We start from the raw sequence: 24,369 nt of genomic DNA, 5'->3' as shown, positions 1-24,369 counted from the left end.
GCGGGTACCGCCGGCGCTGGCGGGCCCTCCCTTATCGCACCGTAATTTAGGTCCGGCATTGATCCTTGCCAAGATGGCGGGGCCAAGGCGTGCGGTCCGGAAGGTGCAAATTGACGTCAGCGTGAACGCTGCGGCAACCGCCGCGCCGGAGCCGGCCCGACGAGAAGGGCCCGCTGGTTCACCCGCACCACCGCCCCGGCGAGCGTGCGCGCGCCATGGCCTTCCGCCCCGAGCGCGGCGATCCAGCCGTGCAGCGCCTCCAGCTTACCGAGCTCGACGACGCCTTCCCCGGCGGCTGAAACCGCGCGGCCCAGCAGGCGCAGCCCGATCTCGTCGGGCAGTTCGGCGAAGGCGTCGCGGCGGATGTGGAAAGGTTCGCCCGCCGGCCAGAGCCGCGCCTGCGCACCGTCCGTCGCCGCCTCCAGCGCCGCCTCGGCGCGCGCCATGCGCTGCGCCAGCCGGGCGAGCGACGGCGCGTCGAGGCCTTCGGCGGCGAGCTCCGGCAGCAGCGTGCGCAGGCGCACCCGGGCGAAGCGCGGATTCCGGTTCGACGGGTCCTCCACGAAGGCGACGCCCGCCTGCCGGCAGACGCCGATGAGCATCGCCTTCGGCAGGCCGAGCAGCGGACGCAGCAGCCGGATGTCCGCCAGCTCCCGCTCTGCCGCCATGCCCGACAGCCCGGCGATGCCCGAGCCGCGGATCAGCCGGAACAGCACGGTCTCGGCCTGGTCGTCGAGGGTATGAGCGGTCGCCACCGCGCCGGCCCCGAGCGCGCGGGCGTGGGAGACGAGCGCCTCGTAGCGCGCGTCGCGGGCGGCTTCCTGCAGCCGCGCCTTCGGCAAGGGAACGGGCAGGGTCAGGACGACGTGGGACAGGCTCAGCCGCGCCGCCAGCGCGCCCACCGCCTCGGCTTCCGCGCGCGATTCGGCGCGCAGCCCATGGTCGACGGTGGCGACATGGAGCTCCGTCGCGGCGCCGGCGGCAAGGCCCCAGCGCCGGGCCAGCAGCAGCAGCGCCGTCGAGTCGGGGCCGCCGGAGACGGCAAGAAGCACCCGCGCATGGCGGGCGAAGGGCGCGAAGAAGGTGGCGAGGTCGGCCTCGCTCAGGCGATGGAGATCCGGTGCGGGCTCAGCACCCGGCACGCTTCTGCTCCTGCACCACCCCCTGCTTGATGGTGGCGGAGGCGCGCGGGTACTTGTTGTTCACCGCGTTCAGCGTCGCGCAAGCTGCATCCTTCTCGCCGATGGCGGCGAGCGACTGGCCGAGCCGCAGCAGCGCATCCGGCGCCTTCACCGCGTTCGGATAGTCCGTCGAGACCTTGAGGAAGTTCTGCGCCGCCTCCTTGTAGGTCTTGCGCTGGAACTGCGTCTCGCCGAGCCAATAATAGGCATCGGGCGCCGCGCGATCGTTCGGATAGAGCTTGAGGAAACGCTCGAAGCTCTGGGCGGACTGCGCGTAGTCCTGCCGCAGCATGTAGCCATAGGCGAGGTCGTAGAGGTCCTTGGGGCTGTTGGTCGGCGGCTGGGTGGACGCGCCCTCCCCCGCCACCGCCCCGGACAGGGCGCCGAGGTCCATCGGCGCGCCGGCCGCGCCGCCGGAAGGCGCGGTGGTGCCGAGCGGGCGCGGCGCGCCCGGCGCCGCCGCCTGCGACGACGGATCGAAGGCGTCCGAACGCCGTCCGGTCGCGGGATCGGCGGCCGGCGCCGGCGTAGCGGGCGCGGTCGTCGCGGGGCCCGGGCGCGGCGGCGTTCCCGCGCTCCCGCCGGCACCGCCGCCAACGCGGAAGTCGATCTCGCCCTGCAGCTGGCGCAGTTGCTGCTCCAGCTGCTGGTTGCGGTACTGCAGCTGTTCGATCTGGCCGGTCATCTGCCGGAGCTGGTTCTCCAGCCGGTCGATGCGGGTGGTGACGCTGCCGGCATCGTCGGTCTCGACCGGCTGCCCGCCCCCCGCCTGTCCGCCGGAGCGCACCTGCCCGGGTGGCTTGAACAGATTGCCGAAGAAGTTGTTGTCGGCCTGGGCCCGCGCCGGCTCGACGGGCAGCAGCGGCGCCACGAGGGCAGCGGACAGGACGAGGACGGCAAGGCGGGGCAGGCAGGCGGTCAAGCGAACGGTCATGATGACGATGAACTGGTGGGGGCTGTGCGACGCACCGGTCAGGCCGGCGGATATCATTTGAACATACGAAGCCGATCGCGTCCAAAGTGTGACCCAGCGTCAGAAGCCGAGCTCACAAAAGCGAAGCCCGGCCCGCTTGCGGCGGACCGGGCTCCGGACGCTCCCGAAGGCGACGCGGTCAGGAACCGGTGCCGTTCAGCACGGTGACGGCGCGACGGTTCTGCGACCAGCAGGAGATGTCGTTGCAGACCGCGACCGGGCGCTCCTTGCCGTAGGAGATCGTGCGCATGCGGTTCGCCGCGACGCCGCGCTGGACGAGGTAGTCGCGCACGCTCTGGGCGCGGCGGGCGCCGAGGGCGATGTTGTATTCGCGCGTCCCGCGCTCGTCGGCGTGGCCTTCGATGGTGAAGCTGTACTTGCCGTAGTTGTTCAGCCACTGCGCCTGCTTGTCGAGCGTGGCCTGGGCCTGTGGCGTCAGGCTGGTCTGGTCGCTCTCGAAGAACACGCGGTCGCCGACCGAAACGACGAACTCCTGCGGGCTGCCGGGAGGGGCCGAACCCAGCGCCTGGCCGGCGGCGCCGTCCATCGGGTTCTTGGCACAGGCGGCCGCGAGCATCGCGAAGCCGATGATGAGGGCGGCGCGCGCACCGCCCAGCTGACGCAACATACGGATCATAACCGCTGACTCCCAAATTCCCCGACCGGGCGCCCCGATCTGCGTGATTGCATTCATCAATGTTCCGTCGTGCTTTACGGAACCTTGCTCAATTGCGTCGATTTGGCGGCTGCGACTTAAACCGCCATTTATGGTTAATCATTCCCTAGCGTGAAGCCCCGGGAGCGTGACGCCCTGGGCCGCACGCCTCACGAACGCAGCGGCGACCATGCCGGATCCGAGGCATAGCTCGGGGTCGGCACGCGCTGCTCATTGTATCCGGTGATGTCGACCGTATAGAGCTGCGGCCCGCCGCCGCCGCCCGGATCGCGGAAGAACATCAGCACGCGGCCGTTCGGCGCGAAGGTCGGGCCCTCGTTGTGGTAGCCCTCGGTCAGGATGCGCTCGCCCGAGCCGTCCGGCCGCATCAGACCGATGGCGAAACGCCCCTGCGCCTGCTTGGTGAAGGCGATGGCGTCGCCGCGCGGCGACCAGACCGGGGTCGAATAGCGCCCGTCGCCGAAGGAGATGCGGTGCTGGTTCGAACCGTCCGGGTTCATCACGTAGATCTGCGAACCGCCGCCGCGGTCGCTCTCGAAGCAGATCTGCGCACCGTCCGGGGAATAGCAGGGCGCGGTGTCGATCGCCGCCGTGTCGGTGAGGCGGGTGGTCGCCTTGGAACGCAGATCCATGACGAAGATGTTGGAATTGCCGCCCTGCTGGAGCGACAGGATCACCCGCTGCCCGTCCGGCGCGAAGCGCGGCGAGAAGCTCATATTCGGGAAGTTGCCGACCACCTCGCGCTGGCCGTTCTCGATGTTGAGCAGATAGACGCGCGGCTCGCCGCGGCCATAGCTCATATAGGTGATTTCCTGGCTGGTCGGCGAGAAGCGCGGGGTCAGCACGAGGTCGTCGCCGCGCGTGAGATAGGTCACGTTGGCGCCGTCCTGGTCCATGATGGCGAGGCGCTTGACGCGCTTCTCCTTCGAGCCGCTCTCGTCGACGAAGACGATGCGAGTGTCGAAATAGCCCTTTTCACCGGTCAGGCGCTCATAGATGGCGTCGGCGATGATGTGGGCGACGCGGCGCCAGTTATCCGGCTGGGTAAAGTACTGCTGGCCGATCAGCTGCTGGCCGGCGAACACGTCCCACAGGCGGAATTCGGCCTTCACCCGCCCGTCCGGCTGGCGCGTCATGCGGCCGGTGACGAGCGCCTGGGCGTTGATCACGCGCCAGTCCTGGAAGCGCGGCGAAGCGTCGGGGTTGCTGATCTTCTCGACGAAGGCGGCCGGATCGATCGGCGCGAACAGGCCCGAACGGCGCAGGTCCGCCGAGATGATCTGCGTCACACCCTTTCCGGCCTCGGCGTCCTGCGGGCTGCCGCCGCCGACGAACTCGGTGATGGCGATCGGCAACGGCTGCGGCGTGCCGGACGTCACGTCCAGCTTCAGCACCGCATGCGCCGGGCGGGTCAGGAGTCCGGCGCCAGCCAGCGCGCCGGCACCGGTGATGAGGCCGCGGCGACCGATGAGAGGGCCCGAAAAAGCAAGGCGGGTCGAATGCGTCATGATCAATACTCGAGGGAGCAAATCAGGGGGCCGGTCAGCCCCGTACCATTTCACGCGGATCGAACGTCACTTCGATGTCCTTCCACGCGTCATATTTTGCGGGTGAGAGCATATCGAACGGCTGACCGCGGAAAATCGCGCGGATCGCGCTGTCGCGCGCCGTCAGGAAGAACGGGCTGGAGCCGGAGGTCACGACCATGGGCGGCCCGGAAAGCGTGCCGTCGACATTAAGGCGGATGCGGACCGTGACGATCAGCTCCTCCGGATTCGAGGCGCCGGCCGGCGGGTTCCACAGCTGCATCAGCCGCGCGCGCAGCGCGTCGATCTCGGTCTGCGAGAGCGTGGCGGCGGTGCCGACGCGCGTGCCGAGCGAGGCGGTGTTGTTGATCGTGTCGCCGACCGCCGCCTGGCGCGAGGCGGTGCGCTTGTCGAGCAGCGCCGCGATCTCGTTCGGCTTGAACTCGGTCTGCTCCTTCGGCGGCGCCTGCACGACCTTCGGCGGTGGCGGCTTCTTGGGCGGGCGCGGCGCGGGCGGCGTCGCCTGGGCCTGCTGCTCCGGCTTGGGCTGGTCGGGCTTGGCCTCCTGCGGCTTGGCGGCGAGCGACTCCGCCTCCTTCGGCGGGGCCGGCTCGGGCTTGGCCTGCGCCTGCGCGGCCGGCGGCTTGGGCTCCGGCGGCTTGTTCTCGGGCGGCGGAGGCGGCGGGGCGGCGGCCTCGTTCGCGGCCTTCACCTCGGGCTTCTTGTCGTCGACCTTGGCCTCGAGCTGCTCGGTCGGCTTGGGCGTGTCGACCTTCTCGACCACCGGCTTGGGGGCCTCGGCCTTCGGCGCGTCCTTCTTGCCCGCCATCATCTGCGACAGCTCGGCGTCGGAAACGATATCGATCGGCATGGCCTCGGTCGGCGACGCGTCGAAGGGCGACGGCGACGCGAAGGAGATCACCATGAAACCGATGATGCCGGCGTGAAGGGCGGCCGAGGACATGAGACCCGCGCGCATACCGCTCAGCTCCCCTGCTCGACTTCGGAAACCAGCGCGACGCGCTTGAAGCCGGCGCCCGACAGGCGGCCCATGACCTTCATGACCGCGCCGTAGTCGACCGACTTGTCGCCGCGCACGAAGATGCGCTCGTCATAGCCCGCCTTGGCGATGGCCTGCAGCTTGGGCACGAGTTCGTCGACCTGGATCTCGGTGTCCTGCAGGAACACCTGTCCCTGCGTGTTGATCGAGATGACCAGCGGCTCGTGGTCCTGCGAGACCGCCTGGGCCTGCGTCTGCGGCAGGTCGAGCGGCACGCCGACGGTGAGCATCGGCGCGGCGACCATGAAGATGATGAGCAGCACGAGCATCACGTCGACCATCGGCGTGACGTTGATCTCGGACATGACGGCACCGCCGCCGCGACGGCGTGAGCGCCGCGACGTCCAGCCGCCTCCGCTGCCTCCTGCGGACATCCCCATTCGATCAGCCCCGTTCGTCGATCTGGCGGGACAGGATGGCCGAGAACTCGTCGGCGAAGCCTTCGAGCCGGGCTGCCTGCCGGTTCACCTGGGAAACGAACTTGTTATAGAAAATCGTCGCCGGAATGGCGGCGATGAGGCCGATTGCCGTCGCGAAAAGGGCTTCCGCGATACCCGGCGCCACCACCGCGAGGCTGGTGTTCTTCGACGCGGCGATCGACTGGAACGAGGTCATGATGCCCCACACCGTGCCGAACAGGCCGATGAAGGGGCCGGCCGAGCCGACCGTCGCCAGCACCAGCAGGCGGCTCTCCAGCCGCTCGACCTCGCGGGCGATGGTGACGTCCATCACCTTTTCGAGACGCTGCGTCAGCCCGGCGAAGGAACGGGCGCCGCCCTCGTAGGAGCGCTTCCACTCGCGCATCGCGGCGACGAAGATCGCCGCCATCGCGTGGTTGGGCCGGGACGACAGCGAACGGTACAGCTCCTCCAGGCTCTGGCCCGACCAGAAGGTCGCCTCGAAGCGGTCCATCTGGCTCTTCATGCGGCGGAAGAGAATCGTCTTGTCGATGATGATCGCCCACACCCACACGGAGGCAATGATCAGCCCCGCCATGACGATCTTCACAACCAGATGGGCCTGAAGGAACAGCCCGATCAGCGACAAGTCGGCGCTCGGGGCTGCCATGGCCGTCTGTGCCACATCGGCAGGATTCATTGGATCACAAACCTCAGTACAGGACCGGCCTTCGCCCGGACGGGCAGCCGGAACTCACGACGCGACGACGCCCTTGAAGCAGGTCCGGCAGGCCGGACGCCGGAAACACTCCGGCGGATCGTCCAGCAATTAACCTGTTGCCCCTGTTCGACGGGGAATCCGTCGAAACTAGGGCGTGCAAGGGCTTGCGCCGCACCCATTAAACCTCTGCTAGGGTTAATAGCGGGTTAGCGTTGCCGCATCGCAACAGATTGCACGGTAAGGGGAAACCGCTTTCGGCGCTCAGCCCTGCGGCGCTTCATCCTGCGCCGCCTTCATGGCCTTGCGCAGCGCGTCAGGTATGCGCCGGGCGCGCCCCTGCGCGACGAAGGCGACCTTCACCTTGCCCTCGACCAGCACCTCGCCGGCGCGCATCACCCGCTGCGCCAGCGTGATCGAGGCGCCGGCGACCTCGATGGGGCTGGTATGGACCTCCAGCACGTCGTCGATTCGCGCCGGGCGCAGGAACTGCAGGTCCATCGAGCGCACGACGAAGGCGAAGCCCGGCGCCTCGGCCAGCGCCTCCCCGAACAGTTCGCCCTGCACCACCCCGATGAGCCGGAGATGGTCGGAACGGGCGCGCTCCATGAACTTCAGGTAGTTGGCGTGATAGACGATGCCGGAGAAATCCGTGTCCTCGTAATAGACCCGCACCGGCAGCACATGGCCGCCCGGCACCAGCTTTCCGGCGAGACGCAGGAAAGGGTCGGCCTTCAGGGTCTCGGGAGAGAGGGGATCGGGGCGCTCGTTCATGGCGCTCCTCATAAACGAGAGCACGCGGCAAAAAAAGAACCGCGCCCTTCTCGACGAAGGGCGCGGCCCGAAAGCAATCCGATGACGATCAGCTCTGCGGCTCGGCCGACTCCGGCACGGGCGCCGGGCGGTTGCGGCGATCGGCCATGAACTGGTCGAACTCGGCCTTGTCCTTGGCCTGCCGCAGGCGGTCGAGGAAGGACCGGAAATCCTTCTGCTCTTCCTCGAGGCGACGCAGCGTCTCCTCGCGATATTCGTCGAAGGCGCGATTGCCGCTCGACTGGAAGCCGCGACCGAAGCGGCCGCCGAAGCTGCGGAAGGCTTCCGCGCCTTCCTCCTGCCAGCGGCCGAAGCCGCGCCTGCCACTGCAGAACATCCGTCCACTCCCTATCGAATAGGCCAGGATCGCCAGACCCAGCGGCCACCAGGCCATGAAGCCGAGGACCGTAAGCGCGATCCAGGCCGGCTTGCCGTAACTGTCGAGCTTTTGCGCGAGCTCCATTGGCGTCCGCTCCTGGGTCAGACCACGCGGCTTGAAGCCCCGCGGTTAATGTTAATCACATTTACATAGGTATGAGCGCAACCCCGGCTTGTCAAGAAGAGCGCGTTCGATTTTGCGGGCGCCGCCGCCGGCCGGATGCCCGGATACCCCCCGACCGACGTCATGGCCGGGCTTGTCCCGGCCATCCACGTCTTCATCGGCCAAAGACGTCATCGGTCAGAACGTGGATCCCTGGATCAAGCCTGGGGATGACGGTGCCTTGCCGTCGTCCGGCTCAACTCGTCGGCGCGCCGAGGCCCTTCAGATAGACGAGGAATGCGGCCTCAAGGAGGTCTTCCGGCGTCATCGGCAGCTTCCGCCGGGAGCCGTCCGAACGGCCGAACAGCGAGGCGACGCCATGCGCCAGCGCCCAGGTGTGCAGCGCCACCATCAGCGCCGGCGGGCGTCCCTGCACCGGCATGGAAGCGACGAGGACGTCCGCCGCCTCGCGCAGCACGCCGAAAGCGCGCTGGCCGGCCTGGTCGAGCACCGGGTGCGCCTCGGGCGGCAGGCCGGATTCGAACATGGCGACATATTCGGCCGGATGCTGGCGGGCGAAGTCGAGATAAGCCCGCCCCATGCGTTCATAGGCTTCCGCCGCCGTCGGCCGCCCGTCGTTCCAGCCGGCCTGCAGCGCCTTGGCGAAACGCTCGAACCCTTCCGCCGCCACGGCGGCGAGAAGCTCGTCCCGGTCCCGGAAGTGCCGGTACGGCGCGGCCGGGCTCACGCCGGCGCGCCGCGCCGCCTCGGCGAAGGTGGCGCCGGCGGTGCCCTTCTCGGCGATCAGGTCGAGCGCCGCCTTCATCAGGGCTTCCCGCAGGTTGCCGTGATGGTAGCCGCGCGACTCTCCGCCGTTTCGGGACCAGCTCATGTGAAGGGGACTTACATCAGGCGCGGACGCGCGTCGATGGCGCCGTTGGCAAGGGGTTAATCCTCGCCCTCGTCGAAGAGCGGCATCTGGTTGACGCTCGTCGGGGCGGCGAGGCCGAGATGCTTGAAGGCGTGCGCCGTCAGCACCCGGCCGCGCGGGGTGCGCTGGAGGAAGCCCTGCTGCACCAGATAGGGCTCGATGATCTCCTCGATCGCGTCGCGCGGCTCGGAGAGCGCGGCGGCGATGGTCTCGACGCCCACCGGCCCGCCGCCATAGTTCATCGCGATGACCGAGAGATAGCGCCGGTCCATCTGGTCGAGCCCGGCGCCGTCGACCTCCAGATGCGACAACGCATGGTCCGCCGCCCCGCGGTCGATGATCTCCTTGCCCGCCACCAGCGCGAAGTCGCGCACCCGGCGCAGCAGCCGCCCGGCGATGCGCGGCGTGCCGCGCGCCCGGCGGGCGATCTCGCGCGCGCCGTCCTTGGAGATCGGGATGCCCAGCACCCGCGCGCCGCGTGTGACGACCAGTTCCAGCTCGTCGACGGTGTAGAAATTCAGTCGGATCGGAATGCCGAAGCGATCGCGCAGCGGCGTGGTCAGCAGGCCCGAGCGCGTGGTCGCGCCCACCAGCGTGAACTTCGACAGCGAGATCTTCACCGAGCGCGCCGCCGGCCCTTCGCCGATGATGAGGTCGAGCTCGTAATCCTCCATCGCCGGGTAGAGGATTTCCTCCACCGCCGGGTTGAGCCGGTGGATCTCGTCGATGAAGAGCACGTCGCGCTCCTCGAGGTTCGTCAGCAGCGCGGCGAGATCGCCGGCCTTGGCGATGACGGGGCCGGAGGTGGCGCGGAAGCCGACGCCCAGCTCGCGCGCCACGATCTGCGCCAGTGTGGTCTTGCCCAGCCCCGGCGGACCGACGAACAGCACATGATCGAGCGCCTCGCCGCGCGTCTTCGCCGCCCTGATGAAGACGTCGAGATTGGCGCGCGCCTGCTCCTGCCCGACGAATTCGGCGAGATTCTGCGGGCGCAGGGAGGCTTCGGTGAGATCCTCCTCGTGCTTGTCGGGCGTGATGAGGCGCTTGGTGTTCATCGCGCCAGTTCCTTAAGCCCGAGCCGGATGAGCTTGGCGGTATCGGCCTCCTCGCCCCCCTCGCGCAGCGCCGCCGCCACGGCGGCGCTCGCCTGGATCTGCGCATAGCCGAGATTGACCAGCGCCGAGACCGCGTCGGCCACCGGGGCGGGCGCCCGCTTCTCGTCGAGCGAGGCGGCAAGCCCCGCCACCGCCGGATCGACATCGGCGAAGCCCGGCGCCTTGTCCTTCAGCTCGGCGACGATGCGGGCGGCGACCTTCGGCCCCACACCGTTGGCGCGCGCCACCATGGCCCGGTCGCCCAGCGCCACGGCGTTGGCGAGCTCGGAAGGGGAGAGGGTGGAGAGCACGCTCAGCGCCACCTTGGAGCCGACGCCCTGCACGTTCTGAAGCAGCAGGAACCACGACTTCTCGGCCTGCGAGACGAAGCCGTAGAGCCGGATCATGTCCTCGCGCACGAAGGTCTCGATGAACAGCGTCGCCGCCTCCCCGGCCGAGGGCAGCGCCTGCAGCGTGCGGGCCGAGCAGTGCACGAGGTAGCCGACCCCCTGCACGTCGAGGATCAGATGGTCGTCGCCATAGCTGTCGACGAGACCCTTGAGCTTCCCGATCATCGCGCCGCCACCCTGCTCACCAGCTTGTTCGTCATCGCCGCCATCCCGCGATGCTGCGCATGGGTCACGGCGACGGCAAGCGCGTCCGCCGCGTCGTCGGTCTCGAAGTCCGCCTGCGGCAGCAGCACCTTCATCATCATACGGATCTGCGTCTTGTCGGCCCGGCCGGCGCCCACCACGGTCTTCTTGACCAGCAGCGCCGCGTATTCGGCGACCGGCACGCCCGCCAGCGCCGGGGTGAGCATCACCACGCCGCGCGCCTGCCCCAGCTTGAGCGTCGAGGCCGGGTTCATGTTGACGAAGGTCTCCTCCACCGCCGCCTCGTCGGGCACGAAATTCCGCAGCACGGCGGCCAGCTCGGTGTGGAGATGGGCGAGCCGCATCGCCAGCTCCCCGTCCTCGGGCGGCATCACCGTGCCGCAGGCGATGAAGGAGAGCCGCGTTCCCACGGCCTCGATCACCCCCCAGCCGGTGCGGCGGAGGCCCGGATCGAGCCCGAGAATGCGAATCGGATGCGGCGCCATACGCACAGTGCGTAGCCGAACAAATGACGAACGCCTAGTACCGAGGACCTCCGCCATCGCCGCGACTTCGCCACGGAAAGGGAACATGGTGAACATGGGATTAAGGGGCTCTCACCCCGGAGAAACGCCATGAGCACTCTTCTCGCCCGCCCGGACCTCGCCCGCCAACGCCTCGCGCGCGGCGCCGCCGCCGGTCTTCTCCTGCTCGGCATGTCCACCCTGGTGCCCGCCCAGGCCGCCGGCCTGCTCACCGCCCCCAACGGCATGACGCTCTACATCTTCGATTCCGACGCCGGCGGCATGCCCAGCTGCTACGATTCCTGCGCCGCCAACTGGCCGCCCTATCTCGGCAAGGAGGGCGCGAAGATGAAGAGCGGCTGGACCCTCGTCCCCCGCAAGGACGGCGCGCAGCAATGGGCCTATGACGGCAAGCCGGTCTATTTCTTCGCCGGCGACAAGAAGAAGGGCGACAAGCTGGGCGACGGGCGCGGCGGCGTCTGGCACGCCGTCAACGACTAGGCGGCCACTCTCCTCCGGCTTCAACGGCTGGCGCGCGGCGCTCCGAAGGCGCCGCTCGCCAGCGCCACGCCCACGCCCGTCGCCGCCACGCCGATCATCGCCGCCGCGTCCGGGTGCTCGCCGAGCACCGGCACGGCGATCAGCGCCGCGAGCGCCGGCACCAGCCCGGTGAAGGCGGCCGCGCGCGAGGAGCCGAGCCGTTCGATGGCGATGCCGAAGGCCACCAGCGCCACGACGCCGGACAGCAGCCCCTGGATGAGCAGCTGGACCAGCACCTCCGTGCCGTAGCCGCTCGACACCGCGTCGATCACCCCCGGCAGGCCGTAGGGCGTCAGGATGAGCGTCGACCAGAGCCCGACTAGCCCGACGATCTCCGTCGCCTTCATGCCGGTGCGGCGGAAAGCCAGCGTGTAGCCCGCCCACATCGCCGCGCCGCTCAGCAGCAGCAGGTGCCCGCGCCAGGCGCCGTCCTCCGGGAACAGCAGCCCCCGCCCGCCGAGCGTCAGCACGCCGAAGGCGATGCACAGGAAGCCGAGCGCCCGCAGGCGGCCCAGCCGCTCGCGCAGGAACAGCACCGAGATCGCCGCCACGATCAGCGGCATGGTGCCGGGCAGCAGCGGGCCGACATCGGCGGCCGGCACGAAGCGCATCGCGTTGGCGACGACGAGGAAGAAGATTCCCCCGGCCCCGAAGAAGCAGAGCACGAAGGGAACCAGCCCGCTCTTCGGCCACAGCCCGACCCGTATCCAGGCCGGCGCGAGCACGGTCGCGGGAACGATGAAGCGCAGCCATCCCACCGTCGCCGGCGGCAGGTGGCCGTGCACGGCGTGGCGGGTGGACACGATCCAGCCGCCCCAGATGGCGATGGCGAGCAGCGCGCAGCCGATGCCGACGAAGCGGTCGGAAAGGGGCGGATCGGCCGCGGCGCGGGTCGCCGCGGGAGCCAGGGGCTTTTCCATGTTCAAGGTCCGGCCGCCGAGGCGGCGATGGGGGGCCGCGAGGCGGCAGGTTGCCGCGAATGTGCCGCGCGCGATCCTTTCCGGCAAACGAGTTTTCCGAATAGGCACGTTCAGCAAACGCGATGGGAGAGCGAAGGCGACAAAGCAGGAAACCCGATGGAACGGCCGCAACCATCGATTTCCGCGTTGACGGGCCGGGGGCGCCGGATTAGGTCTCGCCGGCACGCTCTCGCGCGGCGCGTTCGGGCCCGGTTTCCTTCCATGTCGTTCGATCCGGCCCTCTCCTGGGCCTTCCTCACGGCGCTCGTCGCCGGCGTCACGCGCGGCTTTTCCGGCTTCGGCGGCGCGCTCATCTACGTGCCGCTGGTAAGCGCCGCCTTCGGGCCGCAGGTGGCCGCGCCCTCCCTGCTCGTCATCGACACCGTGCTGACCCTGCCCTTCCTGGTGCCGGCGCTGCGCGCCTGCCTCTGGCGGCAGGTGGCGCCGCTCGCGGTCGGCGCGGTGGTCATGGTGCCGCTCGGCGTGTGGGTGCTGAAGCATCTCGACCCGCTGCTGCTGCGCTGGTCGCTGGCGGCGCTCAGCCTCGGCCTGCTCGCGCTGCTGGTGTCGGGCTGGCGCCATTCCGGCCGGCAGAACCTGCCGACGACGCTGTCGGTCGGCGCCGTCGCCGGCTTCTTCGGCGGCGCCGCGCAGATGTCCGGGCCCGCCGTCGTCGCCTACTGGCTCGGCAGCGGCCAGCCCTCGGCGCTCGTGCGGGCGAACCTGTTCGGCTTCTTCGCGCTGGTCACGCTCGCCAGCGGCACGACCTACATCGCCAACGGCATGATGACCGCCGAGGTCGGGCGGCTGGTGCTGCTGCTGGGCCCGGCCTATGCGATCGGCCTCTATGCCGGGGCGCGCGCCTTTCGCGGCGCGTCCGACCGTGCCTACCGCATCGCCGCCTACTGGGTCATCGCCGCCGCCGCGCTGCTCAGCCTGCCGCTGTTCGACGTCCTGCTCGGCCGGTAATCACTGCCATTCCATGCAGCGTCATGGCCGGGCCTGGCCCGGCCATCCACGATTTCGCCCTGTCCCGAAGACGCGAATGCCCGGCACGAGGCCGGGCATGACGGTGCTCCATCCGGGATGACGATTGTCGGGTGAGCCCTCAGTCGCTCATCTTCGCCAGCATCGCCTCGGACACTTCGAAATTGGCGTAGACGTTCTGCACGTCGTCATTGTCGTTCAGCGTGTCGACGAGCCGGATCAGCTTCTCCGCCGTCTCGTCGTCCACGGCGATGGTGTTCTGCGGGCGCCAGACGAGGCCGGACTTGCGCGGCTCGCCGAACTTGGCTTCGAGCGCGCGGGCCACCTCGTGCAGGTTCTCCACCGAGCAGACGATCTCGTGGCCGTCATCGTCGGAGGACACATCGTCCGCGCCGGCGTCGATGGCGGCTTCCAGCATGTCGTCGCCCGAAGCCTTGGCGGCGTCGAACTCGACGACGCCGATGCGGTCGAACATGAAGGACACCGCGCCCGTCTCGGCCAGCGAGCCGCCAGACTTGGTGAAATAGGAGCGCACTTCCGAGGCGGTGCGGTTGCGGTTGTCGGTCAGCGCCTCGACGATGACGGCGACGCCGCCGGGGCCGTAGCCCTCGTAGCGGATCTCGTCATAGTTCTCCGCGTCGCCACCGGCCGCCTTCTTGATCGCGCGGTCGATATTGTCCTTCGGCATGTTTTCCGCGCGGGCCGCGAGAATGGCGGCGCGCAGGCGCGGATTCATGTTCGGGTCGGGCATGCCCATCTTGGCGGCGACGGTGATTTCACGCGCCAGCTTGGAGAACAGCTTGGAACGCACCGCGTCCTGCTTGCCCTTGCGGTGCATGATGTTCTTGAATTGCGAATGCCCGGCCATCGCCGCCTCCACGTCGTCCCGGACGGACTTGCCGCCCGGCCGCATTGAAGTCCTGAAAAATTGGGTGCGCGGCTTATAGGCGAGAGGGCATGCGCACGTAAAGCGGGAGCCTTCTACCAGAAGGAGGGCACCGTCTCTTCCAGCGCGCCGCCGATCCGCACCGGCGCGACCCGGACGGCGAGGCCGGCATCGGTCTCCACCGCGAGGCCTGAAAGCGTCCCCGCCCCGCCCGCCGGCTCGAAGCGCGTCGCGCCGATCTTGCGGGTGAAGCGGCGCAGCGGCTCCTCCTTGTCCATGCCGATCACCCCGTCATAGGAGCCGCACATGCCGACATCGGTCATGTAGGCTGTGCCGCCGGGGAGGATGCGGTGGTCGGCGGTGGGCACATGGGTGTGCGTGCCGAGGACGAGGCTGGCGCGCCCGTCACACCAGTGCCCGAAGGCCTGCTTCTCGCTGGTGGTCTCGGCATGGAAATCGACGATGGTCGCATCCGCCACCTGCCCGAGCGGCGCGGCGTCGAGCTCGCGGTCGATGGCGGCGAAGGGGTCGTCCAGCGGGTCCATGAAGACCCGACCCATGATGTTGACGACGAGCACCTGCGCGCCGTTGCGCGCCTCCACCAGCGCCGCCCCGCGGCCCGGCGTGCCGGGCGGGAAATTGGCCGGACGCACCAGTCGCGGCGCGCGCTCGATGAAGACCAGCGCCTCGCGCTGGTCGAAGGCATGGTTGCCGAGCGTCACCGCATCGGCGCCGGCTTCGAGGAATTCCTCGTAGATCGCCTCGGTGATGCCGAAGCCGCCGGCGGCGTTCTCGCCGTTCACCACGACGAAATCGAGTTCCCAGCGCTCGCGCAGGCGCGGCAGGTGTTCGAGCACGACCTGCCGGCCGGGGCGCCCGACCACGTCGCCGAGAAAGAGTAGGCGCATTCGTTCAGTCCTCCGCCGGGCGCACGATGCCGGCATCCGTGGCGATGGCGTCCAGCCGCTCGTCATGCGGTTCGGCGGGCACGGCGGCAAGCTCCTGCACGGCGAAGGCATAGCCGACCGCCTCGATGCGCTTGGCGCCGCGCAGCAGGGCCAGCGTGCGATCGTAGAAGCCCGCACCGTAGCCGAGCCGGTTGCCGCGCGCGTCGAAGGCAGCGAGCGGCACCACCAGCACGTCCGGCACGACGGCGGGCGCCGTCTCCGGCGGGGCGGGAATGACGATCCGGCCGGGGCCCTTGGAGGCCACCAGCTCCACGCCCGCTTCCCACTGGCGGAAGATCAGCGGCTTGCCGTTCTCCACCACCACCGGCAGGGCGACGGCGGCACCGCCCTCGCGCAGGCGCCGGATGAGCGGCCCGGTGCCGATCTCGGTGCCGATGGGCGTGAAGACGGAGACGACCTCCCCGCGCACGTCTCCAAGCCACGCCAGCGCGTTGGCGGCGGCGGCTTCGGCGGCGGCCTCGCGGGCATCCGGATGAAGCGCCGCACGCCGTGCGAGCGCCTCCGAGCGGAGGCTGGCCTTGTCGAATTGCGCGTCGGGCGAATAAGGCATGATGAAACAGGTGCGGAGCCACAATGGCCGTTGGAGGATCGATCCCGGGAACCTACAACGTAGGTGGGCGCCGTTTGTCCGAACCCAGGGGTTCGGTCAGGGACAGCTCCCTTGGAGATCGATAAGGCCCCGGGGAATATGTTCTCCTGACGAGCCTTGCAGCCCCGCATGACAAATTTAGGATGCGATGGGAAATATTGCCAGAGGGAGCCGGAAACGGCGAACAGCTTTCCGCGATAGGGGCCTTTCGTTCGTCATTCCCGCCGCGGCGGAACGGAGAGCCGGGATCGCGTTCCAGCAGACAGGTCGCGAAATTGCGGAAGAGTCTGGCGCTGGGTCCCGGATCGACGCTGCAGGGCGTGCAGCTTGTCCGGGAAACAGGAAGCCAAGATACCTCCCGTATCCCGGACCAGCGGAGGCGAGGCCGAAGCGCCGATCCGGGATCCCACACAGGCCTCTTCGGCAAAACCCTCGGCGAAGTCCCTCACCCCACCTTCAGCATGATCTTGCCGATATGGGCGCTGGTCTCCATGCGCGCATGCGCCTCGCTCGCCTTCTCCAGCGGGAAGGTCTGGTCGAGCACCGGCTTCACCTTGCCGGCCTCGATCAGCGGCCAGACCTTTTCCTTCAGCGAAGCGGCGATGACGGACTTCTCCGCCTTCGGCCGCGAGCGCAGCGTCGAACCCATATGCGAGAGCCGCTTCAGCATCAGACGCATGAAGTCGATCTGCACCTTGGAGCCTTCCATGAAGGCGATCTGGACGATGCGGCCCTGCGGCGCGGCCGCCTCGTAGTTGCGGCCGATATAGGAGCCGCCGACCATGTCGAGAATGACGTTCACGCCCTTGCCGGTCTTCGCCTTCACCGCCGCGACGAAATCCGCGGCCTTGTAGTCGATGGCGAGATCGGCGCCGAGCGAACGGCAGACCTCGCATTTCTCGGGGCTGCCGGCGGTCGTCAGCACCGTGGCGCCGAACGCCTTGGCGAGCTGGATCGCCGTCGTGCCGATGCCCGAGGTGCCGCCATGCACGAGGAAGCTCTCGCCCGCCTTCAGCCCGGCGAGGTCGAACACGTTGGTCCACACGGTGAAGAAGGTCTCGGGCAGCGCCGCCGCCTCGACCATGGAAAGCCCCGCCGGAACCGGCAGCGCCGCGCCCTCGTCCGCGAGGCAGTACTCGGCATAGCCGCCGCCGGAGACGAGCGCGCACACCTTGTCGCCGATCTTCCACGAGGTGACGCCCGCGCCGAGCGCCACCACCTCGCCGGCGATCTCCAGGCCGGGGATGTCGGAAGCGCTGGGCGGCGGGGGATAGAGCCCCTTGCGCTGCATCACGTCCGGCCGGTTGACGCCCGCCGCCGCGACCTTGACCAGGATCTCCCCCGCGCCGGGCACGGGCACCGGGCGCTGCTCGGGAACCAGCGCTTCCGGGCCGCCGGGGGTCGGCAGGCCAACGGCCGTCATGGTAGCGGGCAGATGGGCGGGCAAGCCAACGGGCAGGTCGGTCACGGCGTCTTCCTCATCCTGTCGCGATTGTTGTCCCGTCCTAGGTCAAGCCGCCCCGGCTGGCAACCGGCGCCGGCAGGGGCTAGATTGGGACAGGCGTGCTGGACCTGAAAAGGAGTGACGCCATGGCGATCGAAGACGACCTCTTCCTCTCGGCCCCCGCGGTGAAGGCACCCGGGCACGAGATCGGCACCGATCTCTCGGCGCTGTCCGAGACCGAGATCGAGGAGCGCATCGGCCAGCTCACCGGCGAGATCGAGCGGCTGAAGGGCGCCCTCCAGAAGAAGCGCGCCTCGCGCGAGGCAGCGGAAACCTTCTTCAAGCGCTGAACCCGCCGACGGGGGGCTTAACCCGGCATTAAGCTTTCCGAACTATTACTGGCAGCGGTCCAGTTTTGACCGCGAGTGGCCTCTGTCCACTCTGTTTGACGCATCCCTGTCTAGACTTATCGAGCCGCCCCACCGGGCGGCTCTTTTTTCATCCCCGCAATCCCACGCCCTCATCCGCCGGGACGACTGGACAGCGCGCCCGCGCTGGGCGACAGGCATGTCGGCGCGCGCCGCGCGGCCACGGATGCAGCGGACCCAGGGCGATGAACGACGATCGGGACGATTCCGGCACCGGCGATTCCGGCACGGACGAGGCAGCCCGCGGCGAGATGATCCGCCTCGCCGAGCGCCGCCTCGCCTCCCCCGCCTTCATCGCGCTGTTCCAGCAGGGCATGGCGCTGGTCGACGAGACCGCCGCCTATCTCGACGGCGAGGGCCGCACCGCGAGCCGCGCCCTCTCCCGCACCGCCCTCGCCGCCTACGCCCAGCAGAGCATGCGGCTCTCCACCCGGCTGATGCAGCTCGCCTCCTGGCTGCTGCTGCGGCGCGCCGTGGCGGAGGGCGAGATGAGCGGGGAGACCGCCCGGCGCGAGGCGGCGAAGATCGACCTCAAGGGTCCGCTGCGCGACATGGACCAGGAATCGCTGCTGCCGGAGCCGCTCGTCGACCTCATCCTGCGCGGCTACGAGCTGCAGCGGCAGATCGTCCAGCTCGACGACACCCTCTCCGCCCCCTCGCCGACGCCCGGCGAGCTGCGGCCGAACGCCGTCGCCGGCCAGATCGGCCGCCTGCGCCGCGCCTTCGAGCGCGGCTGACGACGAGCCGCCAATCCCCGCGCGGAACGCCCGTCACGCTGCCGGACCGTTCCGACCTCCGCGCAAACGAAAACCCTCGCGCGAGGCATCGCCCGGCGCGAGGGTCGGCATCGTCGGATCGCAAGACTGGTTCCGGAAGGCCGATCAGGCCTTGAGGAAGCCCGCGAACTTCTTCTGGAACTTGGACACGCGGCCGGCGCGGTCGAGCAGCTGCTGCGAGCCGCCGGTCCAGGCCGGGTGCGAGGTCGGATCGATATCGAGCTGGAGGACGTCGCCCTCCTTGCCCCAGGTCGTCCGGGTCGTGTACTCGGTGCCGTCCGTCATCACCACCTTGACGATGTGGTAGTCGGGATGGATGTCGCTCTTCATGGGTAGCATCCTCAGCCGCCGCACGGCCGGCCCCTTGCGGGAGCCACGCGGCGATCTACAAAACGATCCTGCCGGAAATCCGAGCGGCTCTATAACCGAGACATGCCTGTGACACAAGCCGCCTCCCTTCCTTCCGAGACCACGCCGGCCGCCCCCGTCCCGCGCCGCCCCCGGCTGAGGCCCCTGCGGGCGCTCTGGCCGCACATCCTGCGCTATCGCGGCCGCGCCGCGGCGGCGCTGGCGGCGCTGGTGGTCGCCGCCATCGCCACGCTGGTGGTGCCGATCGCCGTTCGGCGAATGATCGATCTCGGCTTCGACGAGAGCCATGCCGGCTTCATCGACCGCTATTTCGGCGTGATGATCGGCGTCGTGGCGGTGCTCGCCATCGCCTCGGCCGCGCGCTACTACCTCGTCATGACGCTCGGCGAGCGCATCGTGGCGGATCTGCGCGCCCAGCTCTTCGCCCATGTGCTCACCCTCGACGGCGGCTTCTACGACAGCGCCCGGTCCGGCGAGCTGATCTCGCGGCTCACCGCCGACACCACCCAGATCAAGTCGGCGGTCGGCGCCTCCGCCTCCATCGCGCTGCGCAACCTCGTGCTGTTCTTCGGCGCGGCGGTGATGATGGTGGTCACGAGCCCCTGGCTCTCGGCGACGCTGCTCATCGCCATTCCCGTCATCGTCGCCGTGCTGCTCGGCGCCGGGCGCGGCGTGCGCAAGCGCTCGCGCAACGCGCAGGACACGCTGGCCGAGGCCTCCGCCTATGCCGCCGAGGCCATCGGCGCCGTGCGCAGCCTGCAGGCCAACACGGCGGAAGCGAGCGCCGCCCGCCATTTCGCCGGCGAGGTCGAACAGGCGTTCAACGCGGCGAGCGACGCCGTCCGCGCCCGCGCCTGGCTCACCGGCTTCGCGATCCTGCTCATCTTCGCCAGCGTGGTCGGCATCCTATGGGCCGGCGCCAACGCCGTGCTCGCCGGCACCATGACCGCCGGCACGCTCGGCCAGTTCGTCCTCTATGCCGTGCTGGCGGCCAGCGGCCTCGGCCAGCTCGGCGAGGTCTGGGGTGAAATCTCGCAGGCGGCCGGCGCCACCGAGCGCATCGCCGAGCTGCTGGCCGAGCAGCCGAAGGTCTCCCGCCCCGCCGTGCCGGAAGCGCTGCCGGAGCCGGCGCGCGGGGCCGTCGCCTTCGAGAACGTCGCCTTCGCCTATCCGACGCGGCCGGACCTGCCCGCCCTTTCCGGGGTCAGCTTCGCCGTGCGGCCGGGCGAGCGCGTCGCCGTCGTCGGCCCGTCCGGCGCCGGCAAGAGCACGCTGTTCCAGCTTCTCCTGCGCTTCTACGATCCGGCCTCCGGGCGGGTGGAGGTGGATGGCGTCGACATTGCCAGGGCCGATCCGGAGGCGGTGCGCGCGCGCATCGCGCTGGTGCCGCAGGACGTCGCCATCTTCGCCACCTCGATCCGCGAGAACATCCGCCTCGGCCGGCCGGACGCCACCGATGCCGAGGTCGAGGAGGCCGGGCGCCTCGCCCGCGCCGACGAATTCGTCACCCGCCTGCCGGAAGGCTGGGAGACGGCGGTGGGCGAGCGCGGCGTCACTCTCTCCGGCGGCCAGCGCCAGCGCATCGCCATCGCCCGCGCGATCCTGCGCCGGGCGCCGATCCTGCTGCTGGACGAGGCGACCTCCGCCCTCGACGCCGAAAGCGAGACGCTGGTGCAGCAGGCGCTCGATCGCTCGATGGAAGGGCGCACCACGCTCGTCATCGCGCACCGGCTCGCCACCGTGCTCTCCGCCGACCGCATCCTGGTGATGGAAGGCGGGCGCGTGGTGGAGGAAGGCAACCATGCCAGCCTCGTCGCGCAGGGCGGCCTCTATGCCCGCCTCGCGGCGCTGCAGTTCGGCGAGGGCAATGGGGGCAAGTAGGCGGGGTTCGCCGTCATCGCAGATGAGCCGTCATCGCGGATGGGATGCGGAGCGGCAGTTCACCCGCTCTTTTGCTCCATCCGCAGCGTCGGGCGGCCGGAGGTGGGGTTGACGCCGCGCCCGGTCGCCACGAAGCCGGCCTTCTCGTAGAAGCGCACGGCCCGCTCGTTCTCCTCGTTCACGTCGAGCGAGAGCCGCCCGTGCGAACGCGCGGCGGCGGCGGCCACCAACCGGCTGGCGACCCCCTCCCCCCAATGGTCGGGATGGACGACGAGCTGGTCGACATAGCCGGTGCGCGGATGCACCGAGACGAAACCCAGCAGCCGTGCCGGCGCCGCCTCCCCGCGCGTCTCCAGCGCCAGCTCGATGACCGCGCCTTCCTCGATCAGCGTGCCGATGCGGTGGCACAGCCAGCCGCGCCGCGCCTCGAAGTCGATCTCGGGCATCGCCTCCTGCCACGCCTCCACCCACAGGTCGGTCATGGCCGGCATACGGTTCCAGTCGAACTGTGCGAGCGTGGCGGATGGGCCGGATGTCATCGCCGTTCGGTCATCTCTCGGTGAGCTTCAGTTCGATGCGGCGGTTGCGGGCACGCGCCTCGTCGCTGCTGCCGGTATCGATCGGCTGGTATTCGCCGAAGCCGGCGGCGACGAGGTGCTGCGGCGACACGCCCTTGCTGGCGAGATACTGCACCACGGCGATGGAGCGCGCCGCCGAGAGTTCCCAGTTGGACGGGAACTGCGGCGTCGCGATGGGACGGTCGTCGGTGTGGCCGTCGACCCGCAGCACCCAGCCGAGATCGGGGGGGATCTCCTTCTCCAGCTGCACCAGAGCGGCGGCGAGCTGGTCGAGGGCGGGGACCGCGTCGGTGCGGATCTCCGCCGATGCGCGGTCGAAGAAGATTTCCGACTGGAAGACGAAGCGGTCGCCGACGATGCGCACGTCCGGGCGGTCGCCGAGAATCGTGCGCAGCCGGCCGAAGAATTCCGAACGGTAGCGCGTCAGCTCCTGTACGCGCTGGGCAAGGGCGACGTTGAGCCGGCGGCCGAGATCGGCGAGGCGCGACTGGCTTTCCTTGTCCTTCTGGTCGGCGATGTCCAGCGCCTGTTCCAGTGCCGCGATCTGCCGGCGCAGCGCGGCGATCTGCTGGTTGAGGATGGCGATCTGCGAGGCGGCCTGCGCCGCCGCGTCCTTCTCCTGGCCGAGCTGGCGGGCGAGGTCGTCGCCCCGGTTCTGCGCCGCCGCGATCTCCTCCGGCGTGGCGACGGCGGTCGCCGCCTCCTGCAGCGCGTCGCGCTCCTGCTCCATCCGCAGCAGGCTGGCGCGCAGCGCGCCCATCTGGCTTTCCGCCTCGGCGTCGTTGGTCCGCTCCAGCGCCAGCAGGTCGGTCAGCTCGCGAATCTGCGCCTGCAGCCGCGCCATGGCGTCGTCCTTGCTGCCGATCTCCTGCGTCAGCACGAACTGGGCGAGCACGAAGACCGAGAGCAGGAAGACGAAGACCAGCAGCAGCGTCGACAGCGCGTCGACGAAGCCGGGCCAGTAGTCGATGTGGCGTTCGCCGCGGCGGGCGCGTCCCAGGGCCATCAGGCGCTCTCGCGATCCGACTGCTTCTCGGCGATGCGCTCCAGCAGCCGCTTAATGTCGCGCTGCTGCTCCGCCTGGGCCTCCACCCAGTCGCGCACCATCTGCTGCTCGCTGCGCATGTGCTGGACCAGTCCCTGAAGGCTCTCAGCCAGATGCGCCATGGCGGTGGTCACGCGCTGCGAACCCGCTTCCGTCATGGTGCGATCGAGCTTGGCGATCGCGTCGGTGAGGTTGCCGAAGTCGGCCGCCGGCGGCACCGCCGCCGCGGGCACAGCCGCGCCCGGCACCGTGGCCGCGGCCGTCGCGGGCGCGCGCGCCGGCCGCTCGCGGGCGGCCTCCACGCCAAGGTCCTCGACCGTCGTGGACAGCCAGTCCTCGAGGTCGGTGTAGAAGCGGTTCTGCGCCTGCCCGGCCTGAAGATCGAGGAAGCCCAGCACGAGCGAGCCGGCCAGACCGAACAGGGAGGACGAGAAGGCGATGCCCATGCCGCCGAGCGGCGCGGCGAGGCCGGTCTTCATCGCGTCGAGCACCGAGGCCGATTCCGGCCCCACATCCAGCGAGCCGATCACCCGGCCGATCGAGCTCACCGTTTCCAGAAGGCCCCAGAAGGTGCCGAGCAGGCCGAGGAAGACCAGCAGGCCGGTGAGGTAGCGCAAGAGGTCGCGCGCCTCGTCGAGGCGGGTGCCGATCGACTCCAGGATGCCGCGCATCGTCGCCTGCGAAATCGACATGCGCCCCACGCGGTCGCCGAGCAGCGAGGCCATCGGCGCCAGCAGGACGGGGGCGCGCGCGACTTCGAGGCCGGGATCGGCGATGCGGAAGCTGTTCACCCACGCCACCTCGGGCAGCAGGCGCACCACCTGCCGGAAGGCGAAGACGATGCCGATGAACAGCACACCGAAGATGACGCCGTTCAGCCCGGGATTGTTGAGGAAGGCCCGCCAGATCGGCTGGTAGAGGACAGAGGCCAGCGCCACGCAGAGCAGCACGAAGACGAACATCCGCACCAGGAAGATGCGGGGCGAAGAAAGCTGATGAAACGAATCCGTCGCGTTCATGAAAGTGGCCGTCCTGCGGGCGGGGGCAATCGCCGGAGAAAAGCTTCCGGACAAAACCGCCTCTCGCGCCGGACTATGCCACAGCCGGACGGAAATGGAACGCGCGACGGCCTTCCCGCGCGCCCCTATCTTCGCACCGGCTACGCCTTGCGCAGCAGTCCCAGCAGGTCGCGGCGGACGGTTTCGTTGCCAACGATGATGTCGCCCTTGGCGAGCATCTTGTCGCCGTCGTCGAGATCGGAGACGTAGCCGCCGGCCTCGCGCACCAGCACGATGCCCGCCGCCATGTCCCACGGGCTGAGCCCGCGCTCCCAGAAGCCGTCGAAGCGGCCGGCCGCCACCCAGGCGAGGTCGAGCGCCGCCGAGCCGGTGCGACGCATGCCCGCGACCTTCGGCGCGATGGCGCCGTATTCGCGGGCAAACCGGCCGAAATCGCCGCGCCCCATATGCGGCATGCCGCAGCAGACCACGGCATCGGCCAGATTGCGCCGGGCGGCGACGCGGATGCGCCGATCATTCACGAAGGCGCCGGCGCCCTTCTCGGCGATGAAGAGTTCATCGGTGATGGGGTTGTAGATCACCCCGGCCACCGGCACGCCGTCGCGGGCAAGGCCCAGCGAAACGGCGAACAGCGGAATGCCGTGCAGGAAGTTGGTGGTGCCGTCGAGCGGGTCGATGATCCAGCGATGGCTCTCGTCGGAGCCGTCGACCTCGCCGCCCTCCTCCATGATGAAGCCGTAGCTGGGGCGTGCCTTGGAGAGTTCCTCCTGCAGGATGCGCTCGGCCTTGCGGTCCGCATTGGACACGAAATTGGCCGGCCCCTTCAGCGAGACCTGCAGGTTTTCCACCTCGCCGAAATCGCGAACCAGGGAGCGGCCGGCCTTGCGGACGGCCTGGACCATGACGGTCATCAGGGGGGAACGGATCATGTC

At 69.6% G+C, this 24,369-nt stretch carries 28 protein-coding genes and 1 other RNA gene; 5 read left to right on the top strand and 24 right to left on the bottom strand.

The genetic code is table 11. The features are described from left to right. Nucleotides 1-116 precede the first annotated feature (116 nt). From tilS to ruvC, 13 genes are all read right to left on the bottom strand, one after another. Nucleotides 117-1,142, bottom strand: a complete 1,026-nt coding sequence (gene tilS / locus FO470_RS17085) for a tRNA lysidine(34) synthetase TilS (RefSeq protein ID WP_144344195.1) — start codon at nucleotides 1,140-1,142, stop codon at nucleotides 117-119. Continuing rightward, complete coding sequence (gene ybgF / locus FO470_RS17080; RefSeq protein WP_144344194.1) at nucleotides 1,129-2,115, bottom strand: tol-pal system protein YbgF; 987 nt, start codon at nucleotides 2,113-2,115, stop codon at nucleotides 1,129-1,131. The genes tilS and ybgF overlap by 14 nt, the downstream gene beginning before the upstream one ends. A 178-nt stretch (nucleotides 2,116-2,293) precedes the next feature. After that, on the bottom strand, nucleotides 2,294-2,782 hold the full coding sequence (pal, locus tag FO470_RS17075; protein ID WP_418655066.1) for a peptidoglycan-associated lipoprotein Pal: 489 nt from the start codon (nucleotides 2,780-2,782) through the stop codon (nucleotides 2,294-2,296). A 197-nt stretch (nucleotides 2,783-2,979) separates the two neighbouring features. Next, on the bottom strand, nucleotides 2,980-4,338 hold the full coding sequence (gene tolB / locus FO470_RS17070; protein WP_144344192.1) for a Tol-Pal system beta propeller repeat protein TolB: 1,359 nt from the start codon (nucleotides 4,336-4,338) through the stop codon (nucleotides 2,980-2,982). Nucleotides 4,339-4,372: 34 nt separating this feature from the next. Beyond that, the gene (gene tolA, locus FO470_RS17065; RefSeq protein WP_144344191.1) at nucleotides 4,373-5,335 is read right to left on the bottom strand and encodes a cell envelope integrity protein TolA; all 963 of its coding nucleotides are present in this window, start codon (nucleotides 5,333-5,335) and stop codon (nucleotides 4,373-4,375) included. 5 nt (nucleotides 5,336-5,340) lie between these two features. After that, the gene (tolR, locus tag FO470_RS17060) at nucleotides 5,341-5,796 is read right to left on the bottom strand and encodes a protein TolR (protein ID WP_144344190.1); all 456 of its coding nucleotides are present in this window, start codon (nucleotides 5,794-5,796) and stop codon (nucleotides 5,341-5,343) included. A gap of 4 nt (nucleotides 5,797-5,800) precedes the next feature. Then, nucleotides 5,801-6,514, bottom strand: a complete 714-nt coding sequence (gene tolQ / locus FO470_RS17055; RefSeq protein WP_144344189.1) for a protein TolQ — start codon at nucleotides 6,512-6,514, stop codon at nucleotides 5,801-5,803. 282 nt (nucleotides 6,515-6,796) lie between these two features. Further along, nucleotides 6,797-7,306, bottom strand: coding sequence for a tol-pal system-associated acyl-CoA thioesterase (ybgC, locus tag FO470_RS17050; RefSeq protein WP_144344188.1), 510 nt, complete (start codon nucleotides 7,304-7,306; stop codon nucleotides 6,797-6,799). 88 nt (nucleotides 7,307-7,394) lie between these two features. Then, nucleotides 7,395-7,808 carry a DUF2852 domain-containing protein gene (locus FO470_RS17045; RefSeq protein ID WP_144344187.1) on the bottom strand — a complete coding sequence of 138 codons (414 nt, stop codon included), beginning with the start codon at nucleotides 7,806-7,808 and terminating at the stop codon, nucleotides 7,395-7,397. Nucleotides 7,809-8,082: 274 nt separating this feature from the next. Then, nucleotides 8,083-8,718: a TetR/AcrR family transcriptional regulator gene (locus FO470_RS17040; protein ID WP_144344186.1), complete on the bottom strand. Its 636-nt coding sequence runs from the start codon at nucleotides 8,716-8,718 to the stop codon at nucleotides 8,083-8,085. A gap of 56 nt (nucleotides 8,719-8,774) precedes the next feature. Continuing rightward, nucleotides 8,775-9,812: a Holliday junction branch migration DNA helicase RuvB gene (gene ruvB / locus FO470_RS17035; RefSeq protein ID WP_144344185.1), complete on the bottom strand. Its 1,038-nt coding sequence runs from the start codon at nucleotides 9,810-9,812 to the stop codon at nucleotides 8,775-8,777. Then, complete coding sequence (gene ruvA / locus FO470_RS17030) at nucleotides 9,809-10,426, bottom strand: Holliday junction branch migration protein RuvA (protein ID WP_144344184.1); 618 nt, start codon at nucleotides 10,424-10,426, stop codon at nucleotides 9,809-9,811. The genes ruvB and ruvA overlap by 4 nt, the downstream gene beginning before the upstream one ends. Beyond that, the gene (gene ruvC / locus FO470_RS17025) at nucleotides 10,423-10,950 is read right to left on the bottom strand and encodes a crossover junction endodeoxyribonuclease RuvC (protein WP_144344183.1); all 528 of its coding nucleotides are present in this window, start codon (nucleotides 10,948-10,950) and stop codon (nucleotides 10,423-10,425) included. Before ruvC ends, ruvA begins: the two co-directional genes overlap by 4 nt. Before the next feature lie 129 nt (nucleotides 10,951-11,079). Here ruvC and FO470_RS17020 point away from each other — a divergent pair, with 129 nt between their 5' ends. Further along, nucleotides 11,080-11,469 (top strand): COG4315 family predicted lipoprotein, encoded by a 390-nt coding sequence (locus tag FO470_RS17020; RefSeq protein ID WP_144344182.1) that lies wholly within the window; start codon nucleotides 11,080-11,082, stop codon nucleotides 11,467-11,469. A 20-nt stretch (nucleotides 11,470-11,489) separates the two neighbouring features. Here the strand turns inward: FO470_RS17020 and FO470_RS17015 are convergent, their stop codons facing one another. Further along, on the bottom strand, nucleotides 11,490-12,428 hold the full coding sequence (locus tag FO470_RS17015; protein ID WP_144344181.1) for a DMT family transporter: 939 nt from the start codon (nucleotides 12,426-12,428) through the stop codon (nucleotides 11,490-11,492). A gap of 261 nt (nucleotides 12,429-12,689) precedes the next feature. On the opposite strand from FO470_RS17015, the gene FO470_RS17010 reads away from it, so the two are divergent. After that, nucleotides 12,690-13,436 (top strand): sulfite exporter TauE/SafE family protein, encoded by a 747-nt coding sequence (locus FO470_RS17010; RefSeq protein WP_144344180.1) that lies wholly within the window; start codon nucleotides 12,690-12,692, stop codon nucleotides 13,434-13,436. A 139-nt stretch (nucleotides 13,437-13,575) separates the two neighbouring features. On the opposite strand, the gene FO470_RS17005 is transcribed toward FO470_RS17010, so the two are convergent. From FO470_RS17005 to FO470_RS16985, 5 genes are all read right to left on the bottom strand, one after another. Further along, nucleotides 13,576-14,322, bottom strand: a complete 747-nt coding sequence (locus tag FO470_RS17005) for a YebC/PmpR family DNA-binding transcriptional regulator (RefSeq protein WP_144344179.1) — start codon at nucleotides 14,320-14,322, stop codon at nucleotides 13,576-13,578. A 113-nt stretch (nucleotides 14,323-14,435) separates the two neighbouring features. Then, nucleotides 14,436-15,248 carry a TIGR00282 family metallophosphoesterase gene (locus FO470_RS17000; RefSeq protein ID WP_144344178.1) on the bottom strand — a complete coding sequence of 271 codons (813 nt, stop codon included), beginning with the start codon at nucleotides 15,246-15,248 and terminating at the stop codon, nucleotides 14,436-14,438. 4 nt (nucleotides 15,249-15,252) lie between these two features. Beyond that, complete coding sequence (locus FO470_RS16995) at nucleotides 15,253-15,858, bottom strand: 5-formyltetrahydrofolate cyclo-ligase (RefSeq protein WP_144344177.1); 606 nt, start codon at nucleotides 15,856-15,858, stop codon at nucleotides 15,253-15,255. 11 nt (nucleotides 15,859-15,869) lie between these two features. Beyond that, nucleotides 15,870-16,026, bottom strand: a non-coding RNA gene (ssrS, locus tag FO470_RS16990) — 6S RNA. A gap of 316 nt (nucleotides 16,027-16,342) precedes the next feature. Then, nucleotides 16,343-17,320 (bottom strand): NAD(P)H-quinone oxidoreductase, encoded by a 978-nt coding sequence (locus tag FO470_RS16985; protein WP_144344403.1) that lies wholly within the window; start codon nucleotides 17,318-17,320, stop codon nucleotides 16,343-16,345. 167 nt (nucleotides 17,321-17,487) lie between these two features. Between FO470_RS16985 and FO470_RS16980 the strand changes: the two genes are divergently transcribed. Next, nucleotides 17,488-17,691, top strand: coding sequence for a DUF1192 domain-containing protein (locus tag FO470_RS16980; RefSeq protein ID WP_144344176.1), 204 nt, complete (start codon nucleotides 17,488-17,490; stop codon nucleotides 17,689-17,691). A 263-nt stretch (nucleotides 17,692-17,954) separates the two neighbouring features. Beyond that, entirely contained in the window at nucleotides 17,955-18,506 is a 552-nt protein-coding gene (locus FO470_RS16975) for a DUF1465 family protein (RefSeq protein ID WP_144344175.1), read from the top strand. 144 nt (nucleotides 18,507-18,650) lie between these two features. On the opposite strand, the gene rpmE is transcribed toward FO470_RS16975, so the two are convergent. Continuing rightward, nucleotides 18,651-18,875 carry a 50S ribosomal protein L31 gene (gene rpmE / locus FO470_RS16970; protein ID WP_144344174.1) on the bottom strand — a complete coding sequence of 75 codons (225 nt, stop codon included), beginning with the start codon at nucleotides 18,873-18,875 and terminating at the stop codon, nucleotides 18,651-18,653. A 102-nt stretch (nucleotides 18,876-18,977) separates the two neighbouring features. Here rpmE and FO470_RS16965 point away from each other — a divergent pair, with 102 nt between their 5' ends. Beyond that, complete coding sequence (locus FO470_RS16965) at nucleotides 18,978-20,795, top strand: ABC transporter transmembrane domain-containing protein (RefSeq protein ID WP_144344173.1); 1,818 nt, start codon at nucleotides 18,978-18,980, stop codon at nucleotides 20,793-20,795. Nucleotides 20,796-20,854: 59 nt separating this feature from the next. Here the strand turns inward: FO470_RS16965 and FO470_RS16960 are convergent, their stop codons facing one another. From FO470_RS16960 to FO470_RS16945, 4 genes are all read right to left on the bottom strand, one after another. Next, complete coding sequence (locus FO470_RS16960) at nucleotides 20,855-21,334, bottom strand: GNAT family N-acetyltransferase (protein ID WP_144344172.1); 480 nt, start codon at nucleotides 21,332-21,334, stop codon at nucleotides 20,855-20,857. A 10-nt stretch (nucleotides 21,335-21,344) separates the two neighbouring features. Beyond that, on the bottom strand, nucleotides 21,345-22,379 hold the full coding sequence (locus tag FO470_RS16955) for a peptidoglycan -binding protein (RefSeq protein WP_144344171.1): 1,035 nt from the start codon (nucleotides 22,377-22,379) through the stop codon (nucleotides 21,345-21,347). After that, a complete protein-coding gene (locus FO470_RS16950) occupies nucleotides 22,379-23,437 on the bottom strand; it encodes a flagellar motor protein MotA (RefSeq protein ID WP_144344170.1) in 1,059 nt (352 codons plus the stop codon). The genes FO470_RS16955 and FO470_RS16950 overlap by 1 nt, the downstream gene beginning before the upstream one ends. A 140-nt stretch (nucleotides 23,438-23,577) precedes the next feature. Continuing rightward, nucleotides 23,578-24,366, bottom strand: a complete 789-nt coding sequence (locus FO470_RS16945; RefSeq protein WP_186292004.1) for an inositol monophosphatase family protein — start codon at nucleotides 24,364-24,366, stop codon at nucleotides 23,578-23,580. Nucleotides 24,367-24,369: the final 3 nt, after the last annotated feature.

This window comes from Ancylobacter moscoviensis (assembly GCF_007559435.1).
Classification (GTDB): Bacteria; Pseudomonadota; Alphaproteobacteria; order Rhizobiales; family Xanthobacteraceae; genus Ancylobacter; species Ancylobacter moscoviensis.
This window is presented reverse-complemented; position numbering and strand designations above follow the sequence as displayed.